Raw genomic sequence first — 19,139 nt, forward strand, 5'->3', positions numbered from 1 at the left:
AAATATGCATCTTGTAGAGACAGCAACTTTTATTACGTTACGAATGATGGGGTAAACTTTCAACAAGCAACGGGTCGTTGATAGGAACACTATTCTGTTGGGAAAATGCTCGAAACGTACAATAGAAAAACGCTGAAATTGCCGCCGCGAATATTCCGATTTCCCAAATACTGAATTGTGGTCCTTCTTTCATCAACGGCGGAAGTATCATCCAGAATAAATCTATCCAATGTCCAATCATTACGACAATGCAAACCTTGAGGAGTAATCCTTCGTTGCGTTTTGTCCATTGAGGAAGAAGGACGAAAAATGGAATAATCCAGTTGAATAATACGTTGGCGATAGTAAAAATAACCCACCCTCCGTGTTCCCGGCGGTTGAAATACACAACTTCTTCGGGAATGTTTGCATACCAAATCAAAAGATATTGACTGAACCAGATATACGCCCAGAATGTGCTAAAACCGAAAAGCAGTTTTCCGAGAAGAAATAAATGTTCGTTCGTAACAACGTTAGCAAGCACGCCGTTTCTTCGTAAGAGAATTGCGATAACGGTAATTGCGGCAATGCTCGTCATAAACGTACCGGAAAAATGATAGATGCCGTAAATCGTGCTGTACCAATGCGGTTCCAGAGACATAATCCAATCCATACTTGCAAGCCAATACGTCAGTCCCATAGCAACAAGAAACAACGCCCCATTTTTTTTGTTGCGAAAAGAATATTCAATTTCCCCGCGTTCATCCTGCAGTCGCGAATTTTTTAATATCGCTCGCGAAATGACAATCCATATTCCAAGAATGACGAACATTCGAATACTAAAAAATGGAATGTTGAGCCAAGTGGATTTGTTTTGCAGTAATGTATCGCGGGCAACAACATCGTGATGACTCCATTCATACAACGAGTGAATTCCAAACAACGTAACGAGCAGGACGATGGAAAATATCGGAAGCGACGCGGCAATGGCTTCCGGAATTCTTCTGATAGCCGTTGCCCATCCTGCATTGGAAACATAGAGAAACGAGAGAAATATCGTTGCTCCCACTCCTAACGAAACAAGATAGTATGCAGAAAGGAGAAAGTTATGCCACGCGCGTTCCGGAGAAACGAATATTCCGACAAGAAAAATAATTCCGCCGAAAACTATTCCATTCTGGAATGTTCTCATCAATCGGGGCGAAGGAATAAATCGTTGATAAGAAAGGTTATGGTGATGCGTCATTGTTTTACTCCTGCAACGGTTTGTTGTTGTTTTTGTAACGAACGAACGTGCAAAATAACCTTCCATCGGTCATCGAAAGAAATCTGACTTGCCAGCGAAGGCATATTGGCTTGACCGTAGGTAAGAATATGAAACATTTGTCCATCTTTCATTTTCAATGCTTTATCTGCAAAGAGAGATGGAGGAGGCGGAAATCCTTTTTTCGTAACCGAACCATCGCCCGTTGCACTGTTTCCGTGACAAGGTGTGCAGAATGTTGAAAAAACAAATGCTCCGCGCGTAAGCCCTTTTTCTGTCTCAGAAAAAGGATTGATAAGTTCTTCTCCTGCACGTATTGCGTCTTCGGGAGTCGCTTGAAAATGAACGGGAAGAAATCCGCGAGCAATGGTATGTTCTGCGGGAAGTTGCAATGTTTTTTTATCTCGAAAGTTCGGGTTTGCAGATTGCGATTCGAAAGGAACAGAATACAACATTCCGGGAAGAAATTCTTTGTTGCGGAGAATGTATTCTCGTCGGAAGAACCACGCGCTTGCAACTACGAGAAGGAGAAGACAGAAAAGTATGATGTTTCCTTTTTTATGCGACATTACTTTTTCTCCTTATCAATGCGTTCTTCCATTGCAACAAGATTGAATGGTTCAAACATCGTTCGCACGTTGCGCAAATCAAATGCGGCATCGCTTTGTTCCAACACAAGAATAAAGCGATTATTGGTCGCACCTTCATAGACGATGTGGGGTTTCTTTCCGGGAAATAATTTTCGTAATGCAAAAAAGGTAATGACTGTTCCCACGCCTGCAAAGAGAACCATAATTTCAAACGTAACCGGCACAAATGCAGGAACGGAACTTAATGGTTTTCCTCCAACATTCACCGGCCAACTCTGCGACGATGTCCAGATTTGAAACCATAATTTTGCAACGGCACCTGCTAAGCCCAGTGCAAAACACACCCATCCCAATTTTGAAGGTTTGAGACCCATTGCTTCATCAAGTCCGTGAACGGCGAAAGGCGTATAAACGTCAACGATGTTGTATCTGTTTTCGCGTGCCGTTCGTGTTGCATTGACAATGTCGAGTTCGTCTTCAAAGACAGTAACTAATAATCTTCTGCTCATAAGTGTTCTCCGTTATTTTTTCGTCCGTAAGAAAGAACTCCTTTTACTTCGCCGATGGCAATCATCGGAAGAAACCGTGCAAATAAAAGAAAGAGCGTTAAAAATAAACCGAAACTTCCGACCAATGTTGCAATTTCAATAGAAGTTGGCGAATAACTGTCCCAACTGGCTGGGAGGTAATCGCGCGTGAGCGATGTTGTGATTATCACAAAGCGTTCAAACCACATTCCGATATTGATAAAAATAGAAATGAGAAATACAAGCGCGACGTTTCTCCGTATTTTCCTAAACCAAAATAATTGTGGACTAATAACATTACACGAAACCATAATCCAATACGACCACGAATACGGACCCAAAGCACGATTGATGAAAGTAAATTTTTCGTATTCGTTTCCGGAATATAATGCGATAAAATATTCTGTTCCGTATGCCATCGAAACTATTCCGCCGGTTGCTATGATAATTTTACACATTGATTCAACGTGATGCAGTGTAATGTATTCTTCAAATCGTAATACTTTTCGAACAATCAACATCAATGTCAATACCATCGCAAAACCGGAAAAAACTGCTCCAGCAACAAAGTACGGCGGAAAAATTGTTGTATGCCATCCCGGAATAACAGACGTTGCGAAATCCCAACTCACAATCGTATGAACGGAAACAACAAGCGGCGTTGCTAATCCCGCAAGTAAGAGATAAATTTTTTCGTAATGCGACCACGTACGATTGGAACCGTTCCATCCAAAACTTAAGAAACCAAATATCTTTCTTTTAAAGTGGGATTGCGCGCGGTCTCGTATTGTTGCCAAATCGGGAATCAATCCGACATACCAAAACACAAAGGAAATAGTAAAATATGTGCTGATAGCAAACATATCCCACACGAGCGGAGAGCGGAAATTTACCCACAACGGACCGCGTTCATTCGGATATGGAATAACAAAGAACGCAAGCCATGGACGTCCCATGTGAATGATGGGAAATATTCCCGCACATATCACGGCAAAAATTGTCATCGCTTCTGCGCTGCGATTCACGGATGTTCTCCATTTTTGACGAAAGAGAAAAAGAATTGCAGAAATCAATGTTCCCGCATGTCCAATTCCAATCCAGAATACAAAGTTCGTAATATCAAACGCCCAACCGATTGTATTGTTTAATCCCCACGTGCCGATGCCTGTTGTTAACAGATATGTTACGGAAATTACTCCTGCAATCAACATCGTAAAAGAGATAGTGAACGCAAACCACCACGCAATCGTTGGTTTTCTTTCCAGCGGAGAACAAACATCGTTGGTAACATCATTGTATGTTTTATTTCCACCGATAAGCGGTTCGCGAAGAATAGAATATACTTCAGACATTGTTCACCTCATCGCTGTTTCGTACAAGAGTCATATAACCAACGGCTGGTCTTGTTCCTACTTCTTCTAATACTTTGTAATATCGTTTGTCATTCATTCGTTTTGATAGTTCACTATTTTTATCATTCATATCGCCGAAAACAATAGCGTTTGCCGGGCACGATTGCTGGCATGCCGGTTGTATATCGCCGTCTTTCAATGCAACACCATTACTTTTCGCTATGATTTTCGCTTCCTGAATTCGCTGAATACAGAACGAACATTTTTCCATTACGCCGCGCTCACGAACTACGACATCAGGATTGAGAACCAACTTCTGCATCTCGTCGCCGTGTTCGTAATCAAACCAATTAAATCGGCGAACTTTATACGGACAATTATTTGAACAATAGCGTGTTCCGACACAACGATTGTATATTTGCTGATTCAATCCTTCTTCATTATGAACCGTTGCAAGCACAGGACATACAGTTTCGCACGGAGCGTTATTGCAATGATGACACATCATCGGCTGAAACGCAACGCTGAATGTATTTTCTTCTTCCTGAAAATATCTATCAATGCGAATCCACGTCATTTCCCGATTGCGTGCTATTTCATCTTTTCCAACACACGGAATATTATTTTCCGATTGACACCCGATAACACACCCAGAACATCCTGTGCATTTTGTCAAATCAATCGCCATTCCCCAATGATGATTGTTGTACTGATGTTCTTCGGGCCATATACTTTCGTATTCATGTTTTGAAAAACTTCCCGCAGAGTTATCTTGAATATACGCGCCAAACGTTGTCTCCTGAATAATGGGACGTCGTTCAGAGCCAGCAGGAACAAGATGTTCGGGCATTTGTAACGAATGATACTCCTGCGTTGCCGCCAAGCGATACTGTTCTTTTGTTTTTGAAACAGAACATTGCAACAGATTGTACGAAATACTTCCGTTCACAAACTGTAAAAATACTGCGGCATTTTTTCCTACAAGTTCGCCTTGGTTCACCGTTGGTTTCGCTTCGAACCATTCGGGACCAATATTGGTAAATCGTTCTGTTCCTTTTCTTCCGTATCCCAAAGCAACAGCAACAACATTATCACACATTCCCTGCTGAATATGCGTCGGAAGTTTTAACGTTCTTCTTTCGTTAGAAATCTGCGCAGTAATCTCTACAACATCATTTTCTTTCACACTCAAATGTTCTGCAGTTTTTTTCGAAAGCGAAACATAATTATCCCATACGATTTTCGTAATCGGATCCGGCAATTCTTGCAACCATGGATTATGTGCGTGTTTTCCTTCGCGAATAGAAATTTTCGGATACAGTATTAACGCCATCGCAGTCGTTTCACTTGAGCGTGAAATATTTTGTAACGATTGCTTTGAAAATTCCTGTACAGTATTTTTTCCCGATTCCACTTCTGCAAATCCATCGTGAACACATTTATCCCAAAATTTTTGAAAATCGTTCTCCTTCTTTTGCATTGTGAATACAGAATTTTTCCATTCATCACGAATTGCATCATACGCAGTTTTCGGAGTATCCATCCACGCGTTTAAACTCTCGATAAGCGAACGCGTATTTCTCAATGGCTGGAGAACCGGTTGCGAAAGAGAATATATCCCTGCGCGAACTTCATTTTCATTCCACGATTCCAACGAATGATGTTCGGGACAAATAAATGTTGTTGCGCTTGATGTTTCATCGCTGCGTTCGCTGAAACTTATTGACAGTGGAATCGCTTCAATATGTTTCTTGAGTGCGTTTCCTTCCGGAATATCAAATAATGGATTGCCGTTGTAGATAAACAATGCAGAAATTTTTCCCTCCGTTATTTCGGAAATTAATTTCTGCAACTCGGTATCGTTTCCCCGATATTGTTTCGACGGCGTTTCAATATCTATCGTGTTTCCATAATTGCTGAGTAAATGATTGATATAATTAGAAAGCAGTTGCAACTCAATATCATTCACCCCGCACACGACTAAACTTTTACCTTTTGCCGAAAGGAGTTTTCGCGCTAATTCGTTCACTTCGGCAATGGAAGATTTCCCTCCTTCTATCGTTGTTGTTAAATCGTAAAGAAAATTTTTGTACGCATTCGGCGAAATCGAAATCCGTTTATCCGCATTGCTTCCCGTCAAAGAAACATTCGCTTCAATCTGTGCATGAAAAGAAAATTTTGAATTGTTTCCATTCAATATTTTTCCTTTGTGATAATCTTTTGTGAACTCAACGGGAGAAATCCACGTTCCGAGAAAATCCGCATCAACAGAAACAATAACTTCCGTTTTGTCAAATCGGTAATGTGGAAGAACGCGCGTTCCGTGTGTCTTCTCATGCGCATCAAGAATTGCAGAAACGGAAAGCGCATCGTATTCTATATGCTGTGCGTTGGAAAATCCGGAAAGAAATTTCGCTATCGTGTTTCGCTGTGTTGGGCTTGAAATCGTATTCGAAAGAAATCGAACTGCGCCGTTGTTCGTTTGAATTTCTTTCAATGTATTTTTTATCGCGCTATCAATGTCATTCCACACTGTTTCTTTTCCGAGCATCGTCGGATTTTTCAAACGATGTGAATCGTACAACCCCAGAAGATGCGCTTGTCCAACTGCGCATAATCCTCCTTGTGAAATAGGATGTGAAGGATTTCCTTCAATTTTTATTGGACGACCATCGCGGTTTTTGGTAATGATTCCGCAAGAAGCATTGCATCCACCGCACGTCGTTGCATAAAACGTGGATAAACCCGGCGTTATCTCTTCCGGTTTTACAAGAAAAGGAATCGCTTTATCAACTTTCGGCGCTTGACATCCGCCAAGTAACGCTCCAGCAAATGTAAATCCGGAAAGTTTTAAGAAATCTCTTCTGTCTATTCCACGATGAGGAATGGTTTCCTGTTCTCGTTCAAATTTAACGTTATGATATTCAGACATTATTTTTTCACCTAATAATGACAAGTTGTGCAATCCGTTGATGCGTACACTTTTTTATTGTTCACGCCGTTTTTATTCACGTCGCGATGGCAATTCACACACCATCCCATCGAAAGATTTCCGACTTGACGAATGCGCTCCATTGTTTCAACGGCACCATGACACGTTTGACATTGAACACCTGCGTTCACGTGCGGGCGATGGTCGAAGTATACGAAATCGGGAACGTTGTACACTTTTTTCCATTCAATGGGAGTTTGTTTCAATGACGGATTCGGAAGTAATTCATCATTCAACGCAAGCGACGAATAAATTTTTTTTAGTTCAGACGAAATAATTCGTTGCGGTTTGCGTTTTTCTTTCTCTGCAAGTTCATCTTCTGCGCGAACATTGGCAAACAGTGCAGTTACAAACTTGTGGCAATTCATACAAACGCTTGCTGAGGGAACTCCTGCGTTGCGACTTTTTTCTGCACCGAAATGACAACTCAAGCACGGTATTCCGAGTTCGCCTGCGTGAAGACGATGTGAATACGCAATCGGTTGCACCGGTTCATATCCTTCATTATTTCCCGGAATACGATAATTGACCGAGTAGGAATTGTAGAAAATCAGAATACTCAGTAATAATCCGACGACAAGAAAAACAGTTGTAATTGGACTTTTCAGTAACATAGTATTTACATTCAGCAGTTAGCGTTCAGCATTGAGTTGAAAGTACATTCGTTTGCAATTTCGTAATAATCTCGAACAAAAATAACTTTTCACAATATTCAATCAACTTGGACGTTCGCATCCTTTGCGATTGTAATACCACCAATTAACATACGTTGCATACAACAGAAATACGATGAGACCATAATAAAAATTCGTCGCATTCCCCGTTGCGCCGATGATTAATCCGATGAGCGAAGAAAATATAAACGGACCGTACGCTGCGATAGCCGCAGTCCATCCGATTACTCCCGATGCTTGTCTCTGATTTTGTGCAAAGATAATTGGATATTGACGAAACGTTGCGGCGTTACCAATTCCTGCAAAGAAAAACATTCCGAGCATAATGGTAATAAACATCGGAAATTGTTCGATACTTGTTGGCGCAACAAGTCCCATCGAAATCATCAATACTGAACCAATTATTAAGCCAATTCCGGTAATTGTTGTTAAAATTCCACCGCCGGTTTTATCGGAAACAAATCCAAAAATAACACGACTTGCAGAACCAATCAATGGACCATAAAAAGCATATTTCAACGGCTCAGGCGCATCGGGAAAATTTCCGTACAATGATTTTATCATCAACGGAAATGCGGCAGAAAGTCCGGAAAACGTTCCGAAAGTCATCATATACGTAACCGTGCAGTACCACGTATGTTTATCTTTGAAAATATCCAATTGCTCTTTGAATGATGCAGTAATTGGAACGCTTCGCAACATCCACCAACAAACTATCGTCATTACGATGAGAACCGGAATGTACCAGAACGCCGCACTTTGTAAAAATATTTCCGAAGTCCCGAGAATTTCTTTGGTTTTTGGATTTATTTTTGTAAAAATCTGTGATGCTCCGTATGTCCCAACTCCTAACATAATCGGCGTCATAAATTGCGCCAAACTTACTCCAAAGTTTCCAATTCCCGCTTGTATTCCGAGCGCAGTTCCTTTTAATCGTTTCGGGAAAAACAAATTTGTGCTTGGCATATATGATGAAAAATCTCCTCCGCCAAAACCTGCAGAAAATGCTAACACTAAAAAAATCCAAAACGGGGTTTCGGGATTCATCACTGCTAATCCCAATCCGACACATGGAATTAGTTTAATGAACGTTGCTAATGTAATGACATTTCTCGTTCCATAAATGGGAAGTAAAAATGTATGAATGATACGCAACGTACCTCCCGCAAGACCTGGCATTGCCGCGAGCCAAAAGAGTTCTTGGGTTGTGAACTTAAAACCAATTCCAGGAAGTTTGACAACAATTGCGCTTACCATAAACCACGTTGCAAAGGAGAACGTGAGTGAAATTGTCGTAACCCAAAGAATTCGCCATGCAATTTTCTTTCCAGTGCTTTCCCAAAAATCAGAATTTTCCGGCTCCCATCTTTCTAACCATTTACTCATAAATATTTTTCTTTCTTTTATTATCGTACAATACGAAGTATTGGACAAGTAGCGTGTTTAAATACATCATACGTTCTACTTCCCATCAACAAACTTCCCATCGGAGAAGAATGATGACTTGCTAGAACAATCAAATCGGCAGAACGGTCATCGGCGGAAGCAATTATTTCGCTTGAAACATTTCCCTGACGAATTTCCATATCAATATCGGCGATACCGAGACCTTGAAACCGTTTTACTTCTTTATCGAGGAGTTGTTTTCCTTCCTTAATCCAATTGTCCCGAATTTCCTGCCATTCTGTTGAATTCGATGTTAACGAACCCGAATCGTGAAAACGATGTTCGACATATAACAATACGAGTTTTGCGTTCGATGCTTTGCAAAGTTTGGAAACTGTGTCTGCTGTTTTATCTGCAAGTTGAGAATTTCCGACGGGATAAATTATTGTTTTAATGTATTCCGGTTTGATAATTTCTTGTTCTCCGTTTGCAGGAACCGATTCAATATGATGACGAATTCGCGCTTTCCCACCTTCACTTACCCACGTTCGCGTCCAACGGTGTTGTGCAACGCGCATTACATGAAATGCGACAAGTGCAATTAAAGAAAATACCGCAAACCCCCAAAAGAATGTTCCGGTAAATTCTTTCGAAAATCCCATCGCATTAGGAATAATTGCTCCTCCGAGTGCGCCGATTTCACCAATCATACTTCCGGCAACTGCTGTATTCGTAGGCCAACGGTGCGGAACAAGTTGGAATAATGCACCGTTTCCAGCACCAAGCGCCGCAAAACATATCATAAAAAATATCGTGGTTACGATGACATTCGTTTGCAATGCAGTGAGCAACATCATAGCAATAATTCCTACAAACACAACGGAGAGTGTTGTAATTCCTCCCCATCTGTCGGAAAAATGTCCGCCAAGAATTCGTATTCCGCTTCCCATGATTGCCGCAAACATTGTTAATTGTCCCGCCTCAACTTTCGTTACGCCAAATTGGTCGTGATAATATGTAGGAAGAAAATTTGAGAGTCCGATAAATCCGCCAAACGTTATGATATAAATAAGATTGAAAACCCATCCATCTTTTTCCCACAAACATTTGATATGGTCTTTTATTGTTTCGTGTTGTTTTCTATCCGGCGGTTCTTTCGCCATAAATATCATAACAAGAATCGGAACAATCATAAACAGCGCACCGAATCCATATACTGTTTTCCACCCGTACGCTGCTGCAAGCGGTGGAGCGAGAAGCACTGCTAATACAGTTCCGCTATTTCCCGCACCAGCAATTCCCATTGCTAATCCTTTATATTTTGGCGGAAACCATCCCGAACCTAACGATAATGCAACTCCAAAACTTGCTCCTGCAATTCCTAAAAGAACGCCCATTGCAAGTACGTCGTTGTATGTTTCCACCATTACGTATCCATAGAGCATTGCAAAAAAGATAAGCGTCATTTCAACTAATGCCGCATTTTTTCTTCCGATGTACTGCGAAAGAATACCTAAAGGAAATCGCATTAATGCTCCTGCTAATATCGGAACAGAAATCATAAACCCTTTTTGCGAAGGAGTGAGTTGAAACGTCTCGCTGATAAACGGCGCCATAGCACCATTTAAAACCCAAATTGCGAAACAAAAATCGAAGTAAAGAAACGCAGAAAACAGCGTCGGCCAATGACCTGATTTCAGAAATCGTTTTATGTTTTCCATAAATTATTCTTGTATTATATGTTATGTTTTAATTTCCATTCGGCATACCATCGCACAACTTGCGGCTTTCTCCATAAGTACGGATTCGGAATAACAAGAGCGTGCACAAGTCGCGTGAATGGGAAAAATGCTATCATCGTATATGCGCCGACAATATGAAACTTTACCATAAACGGCATTGCCGTGATATATGAAATATTTGGATTCAGCGTTAGTATTGACCATAAATATGGAGATGCCGATGCTGCAAACCACGCAGAACCCCATTGATGAAATATCGCTGTGTATAATCCTGAAAACACTTGTATCAAAAACATCACAAGAATTATCCAATCGGCAACACTTGTTACCATTTTCACTTTCGGCTCCTTCAATCTTCGCGCAATAACACTCACTAATCCAACGATGGTAAGTAATCCAAAAATAAATGCGGCAATTTCGAGTATGTATAATCGAAGCGGAATACTGTTCCACACAATTACTTTTTCCGGCAATAAGAATGCAATAAGATGTGCAAAAAATAACGTGATGATTCCATAATGAAACGGAACAACGCCCCAAAAATGATGCTGGTTTTCAAGAAACTGCGACGACAAACTGGAAAACGAAAAACTCTGCATCACATATCTTCGAATAGAAACGAGTAAAAAAATCGCCAATGCGAGATACGGTAAAACAATAAATAATATTTCGTCAATGAAAAGCGGATTAGGATTTGCCATAGATTGGTTCTCCGTTGATTTGTTGAAATGTTTGTTGTAAAAGTATTTTTAATGCGTTAAATAAATGTGCATACGGATTTTGTTCTTCTGAAAATCCCGCGCATATTTTTTCCAGCGATGGAAACACATACGAACAAACAAATTCCGTTGCTTCATCGTGTTCCATTTTTTCAATCAATAATAATACGTACGAAAGATGATCGGGAAGTTCAGTAGTTTCGGAAATATCGTACTCGCGAAGCAACCCCCGCATTGTAACAAGAAACGCACCTCGCTCGTATTGTTCGCCGTATAAATGCCATCCGATTTCCAGACTTGCAATCGGATTGATATCAAACGTTCTTGTATAAAGTTCTTCAAAATCTTCCGAAGAATATGTTTTTGTTGCTTCAACAAATTTTTGAAAAACATTCAATGCGTTTTCATTTTCTTCTTCAAGAAAAAAACCACATTCCTCCATTCGTTTGCGATAATCAAACGAAGGATATGAGAGAAGCGGAACGAAACGTGCGATTGAAGACATATTCTTCCTACAATCCTCGTTCCGGTCCTTCGACAAAACCAAAACCGGCAAGCGTACGATGTTCGTGTGGATCTTTGAGCATTTCAATTGCTTCTTCGCGGTGCATTGGCGGAATGACAAATCTGTCTTCAAACGTGCAAAGCGACGTAAGACGATAAATCATTTCTGCTTCTTCTTTCGAACATTCCGCTTCGGTAAGAATTTTTTCCGCCGTCTTCATATCAATATCGCCAACTGTCATTGCACGGCGATACATCCGAACTGCTTTTTGTTTTTTCAACGCATACACAATTTTTCCCTGATGTCCTGCACCAAAAAGATTTCCGAGAAATTGTAACGGTACGCGCGCTTGTTCAATATCGTGGAAAAAATCTTTCGAAATACTGCTTACCGTATCATCGTTTTTTTGCGCCATCACGGGAGACATCGGCGGAACATAAAACAACATCGGAAGTGTGCGAAATTCAATATGCGGAGGCAAAGCAATTTTCCATTCTTTCACAAATTTATACACGGGAGATTGTTGCGCAGAATCAATTACCGATTCGTGAATACCGTTTTGCAATGCAGCGGCAATTACCGCAGGGTCATTGGGGTTTAATATCATTGCACGTTGCGCATCAATTAAATCTTCGTTCGAAGATTTGGCAACTTCCTCAATTTTATCAGCGTCGTACAACAACACACCGAGATAGCGAATTCTTCCAACGCACGAATGAAAGCACGCAGGCGCTTGTCCCGTTTCCAAGCGCGGAAAACACAGAATACATTTTTCCGATTTTCCCGTTGACCAGTTGTAAAATGATTTTTTATACGGACACGCGGCAACACACGCACGCCACGCGCGGCAACGTTTTTGGTCTATCAATACAATCCCATCTTCGCCGCGTTTATACAATGCTCCCGAAGGACACGCGGCAACACATCCGGGATTTAAACAATGATTGCAGATTCTCGGAAAATAAAAAAACACTAATCGCTCAATTGCAAAAAGTTGCTCGCGTTGTTCTTCGGATAATCCTTTCAAGTTCGGGTCATTTTCCGCATACACCGGAGAACCACTCAAATCATCATCCCAATTTGGTCCTGCTTCAACATTGATATATTCTCCAGTAACCAACGAAATCGGTCGAGCAGTTGGTTGGTCAGAACCTTCGGGGGCGTTGAACAATTCATCATATTTGTATGTCCACGGCTCATAATAATCGTCCATACTTGGCATCGAAGGATTATGAAAAATATCAGTAATCGTTCGCGCTTTGTTCGTTGATTTCAAATGCAATTTATCATTCGTAACATCCCAACCGCCGCGGTACTTGCTTTGGTCTTCCCATTTGGTAGGAAATCCGGTTCCGGGTTTTGTTTCAACGTTGTTCCACCACATATATTCTGCGCCGCGTCTATCCGTCCAGATATTTTTGCACGCAATACTACATGTGTGGCAACCGATGCATTTATCGAGATGAAATACCATTGATATTTGTGAGCGAACATTCATAGTAAGTTTCGTGTTTAGTGATTTATGATTCGTGGTTCGTATTTTTTGTTACCAAATCAATTCCGGAAGTTTTCGAACGAGAATATGTGTGTCTCTGTTACAACCGATTGGTCCCCAATAATTGAAATGAAACGTGAATTGTCCATACCCTCCAATCATCAGGTTTGGTTTTAATCGTGTGCGCGTTAAACTGTTATGTCCTCCTGCGCGTTTATTGTTTCGCAACGGAGATTTCGGAACAGAATACGTGCGTTCAGGTGAATGATAGATAATGCAAATTCCACGAGGTATTCTTGCACTTACTGCGGCGCGAGTTACAACAACTCCATGGTCGTTATGCACTTCCACCCAATCATTATCATTTACCCCGATGTCTTCGGCATCTTTATCATTCATCCAAAATGGCTCTACTCCGCGTGAAAGTGTTGTCATTCTTTGATTATCTCCATACGTTGAGTGAATGTGCCATTTCCCGTGTGGTGTTAAATAATTCAGCATTTTTGTTTTTCCAACTTCGATGCTGAACCGTAAATCAGCATATTGTGTCGGAAGCGGTTTCGGTTTATACGTTGGAAGATGTTCGCCGAAATGAATATATCCGGGATGGTCAAGATAAAAATGTTGACGACCTGTAAGCGTTCTCCAAGGAACAAGCGCTTCGACGTTGTACGTGAACGGTGAATACGCACGCCCGTTTTCTGTTAATCCCGACCACATCGGACTATTGAGCAAACGCATCGGTTTTGATTGAAGTTCTTTGTAGTTCACTCGCATACCGCGATTTTTTTCTGCAAGTTGCACAAGCGGAAGACCAACTTTTTCTTCCATATTTTTATATGAACGATATGCAAGTTCACCGTTTGTAACAGTTGCAAGATGTAGAATCGTATTGGCTACATTAACTCCATCTTTCAGCGAAGGGTATGTTTTTCCATCAAAAGAAACTGTTGGTTGAGTTATCAGCATTTCATCGTAGTAATCATCAATCGCATATTTTGTTCCGTGCGCTCCAAGTCCGTTTTGGCGAACGAGTGGACCAAAAGAAATGTATTGGTTATGAACATTTTTGTAATCGCGAACGACAACAGAAAAATTTGGCATTGTTTTTCCTGGAATTGCTTCCACTTCTCCTTTTATCCAATCTTGTATTTTCGGTTGTGCAATTTCTGCGGCAGAATCGTGAGCAAGCGGCGTTGCGACAAGTTCTTTGACGCTTTCAGGAAAATGTTTTTTTGCAAGTTCAGAAAATTTCTTTGCAATGGCTTTGAAAATATCCCAATCGCTTTTCGATTCCCAACACGGCGGAACTGCAGCAGAAAGCGGATGAATAAAACTATGCATATCCGTCGAATTCAAATCCGCTTTTTCATACCATGTCGCCGCTGGCAAAACGATATCAGAATACAATGCAGAAGTATCCATTCGAAAATTCAAATCCACAACCAAATCCATTTTCCCCTGAGGAGCAATTTCATGCCATACAACTTCTTTCACAGAATCTTTCGCCATATCCTGCGAAATTTTATTTGTATGCGTTCCCAAATAATGATGAAGAAAATACTCGTGTCCTTTTGCACTCGACATCAACGCATTCCCGCGCCAGATATAAAATACTCGTGGCCAATTTTCTGAAGCATCCGGGTCTTCAACAGAAAATTTGAGTTTTCTTGATTTTAATTGTTCAATGACATACTTCACAATTTCTTCGTTTGTTTTCGCCCCGTTTGCATCTGCTTCCTTTACCAGTTCGATAGTGTTTTTGTTAAACTGCGGATAAAATGGAAGCCATCCGTTGCGAACAGCTTTCACTTGTACATCCATTGTGTGTCCTTTTGCAAGTGAATCCGGTTTCTGATGTTGCGGAACTGTGTGATAATCGGTAAAATCTTTTTCATATCTCCATTGATCGGTATTCACATAATGCCAACTTGGAGCATTTTGTTGCCGTGAAGGCCCATACCAATCTTTTGCAAATGCTATCGCTCCCCACGGTTCTCCCGGCGCAAGTTTTTCTTGTCCAACATAATGCGCCAAACCACCACCGTTGACGCCAACGCAACCGCAAAACATTAATGCGTGAATTCCCGCACGATACATCAAGTTTGCGTGGTACCAGTGATTGATTCCTGCGCCGATAATTATTGTACATTTTCCGTTTGTGTACTCTGCTGTACTTCCCCATTCGCGAGCAAATTTTATCAAATCGCTTCTCCCAATTCCGGTATATTTTTCGCTCCACGCAGGCGTATACGCTTTAGTTTCGTCATCATAATTCTTGGGATAATCGCCTTTCAAACCTCGATTTACTCCATATTGCGCCATCAGTAAATCATACACGGTTGCTACAGTAATTTGCTTCCCATCAGCAGTAGTAATGTTTTTCACCGGAACATCACGATGAATATTTTTCCCTTCGCCAAAATCATCAAAGCGAACGGAAACAGTGCCATCGTTGCTTTCAAGAAATGTTAGCGCGGGATTGATTTCACTTCCGTCTTGACCATCTTTCAAGAGTAGATTCCATTTTCCTTTTTCTGTTCCCCAACGAAAACCGGAACTTCCCATCGGCATTTTTGCTTCATTGCTTTTTTCATCCCACATCAAAAATTTCCATTCACCGTTTTCAACGGAAGCATACTTTTGTAAGTTGCTTGCACGAAGCATTTGTCCGCTTTCGTACGCGTTTCCTTCTTTTGTTAATTCTACAAGATAGGGAGCGTCGGTGTATTTCTTCGTATAATCAATGAAATACGGAACGTTTCGCTGATGGTGATATTCCGAAAGCAAAACGTGATTCACTGCCATCCACCACGCTCCATCTTGTCCTGCATTAACTGAAACCCAATGGTCAGCATATTTTGCAACCTGATTAAAGTCAGGAGAGAACACGTACATTTTTGTTCCGTTATGTCGTGCCTCTGCGGCAAAATGAACATCGGGGGTGCGCGTCATATTTAAGTTTGCACCCATAACGGCAAGTAGTTTCGCATTATACCAATCTGCAGATTCATTCACATCGGTTTGCTCTCCCCACGTTTCCGGCGATGCAGATGGAAGGTCGCAATACCAATCATAAAACGAAAGTGATAAACCGCCAAGTAATTGCATTAAACGCGCTCCCGCAGCATAACTTACCATTGACATTGCTGGGATTGGAGAAAACCCTGCAATTCTATCTGGTCCGTGCGATTTTATCGTATGAATATTTGCCGCCGCCATAATTTCCAAAACTTCATCCCACGAAGCACGACGAAACCCTCCTTTTCCTCGAGCGCGCTGATACCGTTGACGCGATTCAGGATTTGATACTAATGATTTCCACGCATCCACTGGGTCTTCATATTCGCGTTTTACTTTTCTCCATAAATCAAGTAATGCACCTCGGATGTACGGATATTTCACACGCAATGGACTGTAAAGATACCACGAAAACGAAATTCCTCGCTGACATCCGCGCGGTTCGTACGGCGGAAGCGTTTTTTCCAACATCGGATAATCGAGACCCTGCATTTCCCACGTTACGATTCCATCTTTGACGTGAATCATCCACGTGCAACTTCCTGTACAGTTAACACCGTGTGTACTTCGCACGACTTTATCGTGTTGCCAACGATTACGGTAAAATTCTTCCCAACTGCGAAGTTTCGGGTCAACTTCATCTTTCACCCAAGGAATTAAACTTTTATTATTCATACATTCGTTAATTTATTTTCTTGAACTAAAATTTTTCGAACTGCGCGAAAACGATTATTCCAAAAGACATCGAACAAACCAAGTAATATCAGCGAACCACCTAATCCGATTAACAGAAAATTGAGTTGCGATGTAGATTTATCCTGGGGATTTCTTTCGAGCGTGCTTTGAAAGTACGCAACAAGCGAAAGAACTTCTTCCGGTTCGAGCGCGTGCGTTTTATACACGGATTGCATTGTCGGAGTTGCCGGAGCAGATAACCATGTTGAAAGCGTTTTTCTGCCTTCGTATCGTTCGAAAACTGTTGTTAATTCCGGCCCTAATGTTCCCCCTCCAAATCCTCCTATGCCAAATGTTGTATGACAAGAAATACACGGCGGTCCTCCATTTGTTAATCTTGTATATCCTAAAAAAATATTTCTGCCGTTTTCTTTATCCTTTGGAGTAAAAGGTCTGTCGCTGATTTGTATCCCCATAAACTGTGATTTTTCTAATTTCGATTCTGTTTCGATGAGGTCGAGAAGAGCTTCCGCTCTTGCTTTATTCATTCCTTGCACTAACGGCATTATAGCGCCTCGCGACTCTTTTTGCAATTCGAGAGCATAAGTATCACCTGCATCGAGCATCCCTTTTGGGTCGAGTAAAAATTTTACTAACCACGCGCGGTCCTTTCGTTGCGAAACATTTTTTAAATCGGGACCTGTTAATCTGCCGCCTCCGATGGTATGACAACTGACACAATTTTGTTTGAAATAATCTGCGGATTCTTGCGAAATTCCATTCGTCTTGCACATTAGTATTGCAACGAATATTATTGCAATTTTTGGAAAAAATAATTTTCGGAAAATATCAATTGTTAGTTTCATACTGCTGCTTTTTCTGATGAAAATTGTTGCGTTACTTCATATTCCATTTGTTTGAGCATGGTAAGTAATTCTGTCTTTTGATGACATACAGTGCCGGCGAGTTCTAAATTTCCAAATTCCAGTAACAATTTATCTTTTTCTTTTTCTGGCAAATTATTTTCTGCCATAACAAATAAGATATTGTCTTCTTTCGTAATATGATTTCGCAAGAGAGCAATAAAATTTTTTGCTGGAATGGAAAATTGAGCGAAGTTTGCTGTTCCGTTGTTCCCCATTTTTCCTAATGCATCGAGCATTTCTCGCACATACGAACGACCTTCTTCGTGTTCGTACAGCATTACGGCAAGAGGTCCCATCTCACGTGAAAAACCGTTGCGTTCCATTGCGGGAAACAGGAATTTTTCTTCTTTTCCGTGATGACACGAGTCTGCAAATAATTGAATAAATTTCAACGCATTGTTGAAGTATTGAGTGGAAATATGTTCGCCTCGTTCTGAACGTCGGATAAATATTTCCAATACATTGAGCATTCGCTCGATTGCACGATGCTCTTCTTTGAGAATTTCTGTAGGAGTTTTCATATTGCGTGTTTGTTGGGCAAGGTTTTTTTCTTCAGAAATCAATTCCATAAAATTCCACTTGTCGCTCATTTCCTTATTCAGGTCTTCTATTGTTTTTGTTTTTAACATTTCCAGCAAAACGTGTTTTGCTTCTTTCCACATCGGATGCAATGCGCAGGGATGTTCGTCTCCGCAGTTGGGAAATCCTGCAACACATTCGTCAAGTATTCCTTTTCCATCAATCGCGTGAACAATATCCATTAAATAGATATGTGAAGGTTTTCTACCGAGTTCAAAACCGCCACTGAGTCCTTTTTGCGAATGAATAATACCATCGCGCCCTAATGTTTGCATTACTTTACTTAAAAAATGATGCGGAATATTCAGCGACGATGAAATATCACGCAAATGAACTGGGGAATTGCTTTTTTGGCGTGTTAAGTACAACACGGATTGAATTGCGTATTCGCAAGATTTACTAAAAATTGCTGGCATCGAATGTAAAACGAATAAGACTTTAATCTCCTATTACATTTTGTATGCCAATGTCTTATTCGTTTGCAATACATTATTTTTTACATTTTCAAATAACTACTGGAATTATTATTTCATTATTGAAAATATCTTTCGTTTTTTCTTTTCAATTGTGAAATAAAAAAATCCTTCATAGTATTCAAAACCTGAAGGATTTATATTTTTTTCCCCGAAACGAGATTTTCGTGCTACTTCATCAGCAACAATTTCTTTGTTTCGCTGAAACGCAAAATAGAATTTTGTGCTACATCTATTCTA

Annotated in this window: 14 protein-coding genes; all 14 read right to left on the reverse strand. The window is 40.8% G+C overall.

Annotated elements, in window-relative coordinates:
• Positions 1-37 precede the first annotated feature (37 nt).
• A complete protein-coding gene (locus FJ218_04875) occupies positions 38-1,225 on the reverse strand; it encodes a hypothetical protein (GenBank protein MBM4166241.1) in 1,188 nt (395 codons plus the stop codon).
• A complete protein-coding gene (locus tag FJ218_04880) occupies positions 1,222-1,812 on the reverse strand; it encodes a cytochrome c (GenBank protein MBM4166242.1) in 591 nt (196 codons plus the stop codon). The genes FJ218_04875 and FJ218_04880 overlap by 4 nt, the downstream gene beginning before the upstream one ends.
• Positions 1,812-2,342 (reverse strand): DUF3341 domain-containing protein, encoded by a 531-nt coding sequence (locus FJ218_04885; GenBank protein MBM4166243.1) that lies wholly within the window; start codon positions 2,340-2,342, stop codon positions 1,812-1,814. Before FJ218_04885 ends, FJ218_04880 begins: the two co-directional genes overlap by 1 nt.
• Positions 2,339-3,712, reverse strand: coding sequence for a hydrogenase (locus FJ218_04890; protein ID MBM4166244.1), 1,374 nt, complete (start codon positions 3,710-3,712; stop codon positions 2,339-2,341). Before FJ218_04890 ends, FJ218_04885 begins: the two co-directional genes overlap by 4 nt.
• On the reverse strand, positions 3,705-6,644 hold the full coding sequence (locus FJ218_04895; GenBank protein ID MBM4166245.1) for a 4Fe-4S dicluster domain-containing protein: 2,940 nt from the start codon (positions 6,642-6,644) through the stop codon (positions 3,705-3,707). The genes FJ218_04890 and FJ218_04895 overlap by 8 nt, the downstream gene beginning before the upstream one ends.
• An 11-nt stretch (positions 6,645-6,655) precedes the next feature.
• Complete coding sequence (locus FJ218_04900) at positions 6,656-7,318, reverse strand: cytochrome c3 family protein (protein MBM4166246.1); 663 nt, start codon at positions 7,316-7,318, stop codon at positions 6,656-6,658.
• A gap of 102 nt (positions 7,319-7,420) precedes the next feature.
• Positions 7,421-8,764: an MFS transporter gene (locus tag FJ218_04905; GenBank protein MBM4166247.1), complete on the reverse strand. Its 1,344-nt coding sequence runs from the start codon at positions 8,762-8,764 to the stop codon at positions 7,421-7,423.
• A gap of 20 nt (positions 8,765-8,784) precedes the next feature.
• On the reverse strand, positions 8,785-10,485 hold the full coding sequence (locus tag FJ218_04910; GenBank protein MBM4166248.1) for an MFS transporter: 1,701 nt from the start codon (positions 10,483-10,485) through the stop codon (positions 8,785-8,787).
• Between the two features lie 14 nt (positions 10,486-10,499).
• A complete protein-coding gene (gene narI / locus FJ218_04915; protein MBM4166249.1) occupies positions 10,500-11,207 on the reverse strand; it encodes a respiratory nitrate reductase subunit gamma in 708 nt (235 codons plus the stop codon).
• The gene (locus FJ218_04920; protein MBM4166250.1) at positions 11,194-11,730 is read right to left on the reverse strand and encodes a hypothetical protein; all 537 of its coding nucleotides are present in this window, start codon (positions 11,728-11,730) and stop codon (positions 11,194-11,196) included. Before FJ218_04920 ends, narI begins: the two co-directional genes overlap by 14 nt.
• A gap of 7 nt (positions 11,731-11,737) precedes the next feature.
• Complete coding sequence (narH, locus tag FJ218_04925) at positions 11,738-13,228, reverse strand: nitrate reductase subunit beta (GenBank protein MBM4166251.1); 1,491 nt, start codon at positions 13,226-13,228, stop codon at positions 11,738-11,740.
• A 48-nt stretch (positions 13,229-13,276) separates the two neighbouring features.
• Complete coding sequence (locus FJ218_04930) at positions 13,277-16,921, reverse strand: nitrate reductase subunit alpha (protein ID MBM4166252.1); 3,645 nt, start codon at positions 16,919-16,921, stop codon at positions 13,277-13,279.
• Positions 16,918-17,787: a cytochrome c gene (locus tag FJ218_04935; GenBank protein MBM4166253.1), complete on the reverse strand. Its 870-nt coding sequence runs from the start codon at positions 17,785-17,787 to the stop codon at positions 16,918-16,920. The genes FJ218_04930 and FJ218_04935 overlap by 4 nt, the downstream gene beginning before the upstream one ends.
• Positions 17,784-18,842, reverse strand: coding sequence for an Rrf2 family transcriptional regulator (locus tag FJ218_04940; GenBank protein MBM4166254.1), 1,059 nt, complete (start codon positions 18,840-18,842; stop codon positions 17,784-17,786). The genes FJ218_04935 and FJ218_04940 overlap by 4 nt, the downstream gene beginning before the upstream one ends.
• Positions 18,843-19,139: the final 297 nt, after the last annotated feature.

This window comes from Ignavibacteria bacterium, assembly GCA_016873775.1.
In the GTDB taxonomy this organism is placed as follows: Bacteria; Bacteroidota; Ignavibacteria; order UBA10030; family F1-140-MAGs086; genus JAGXRH01.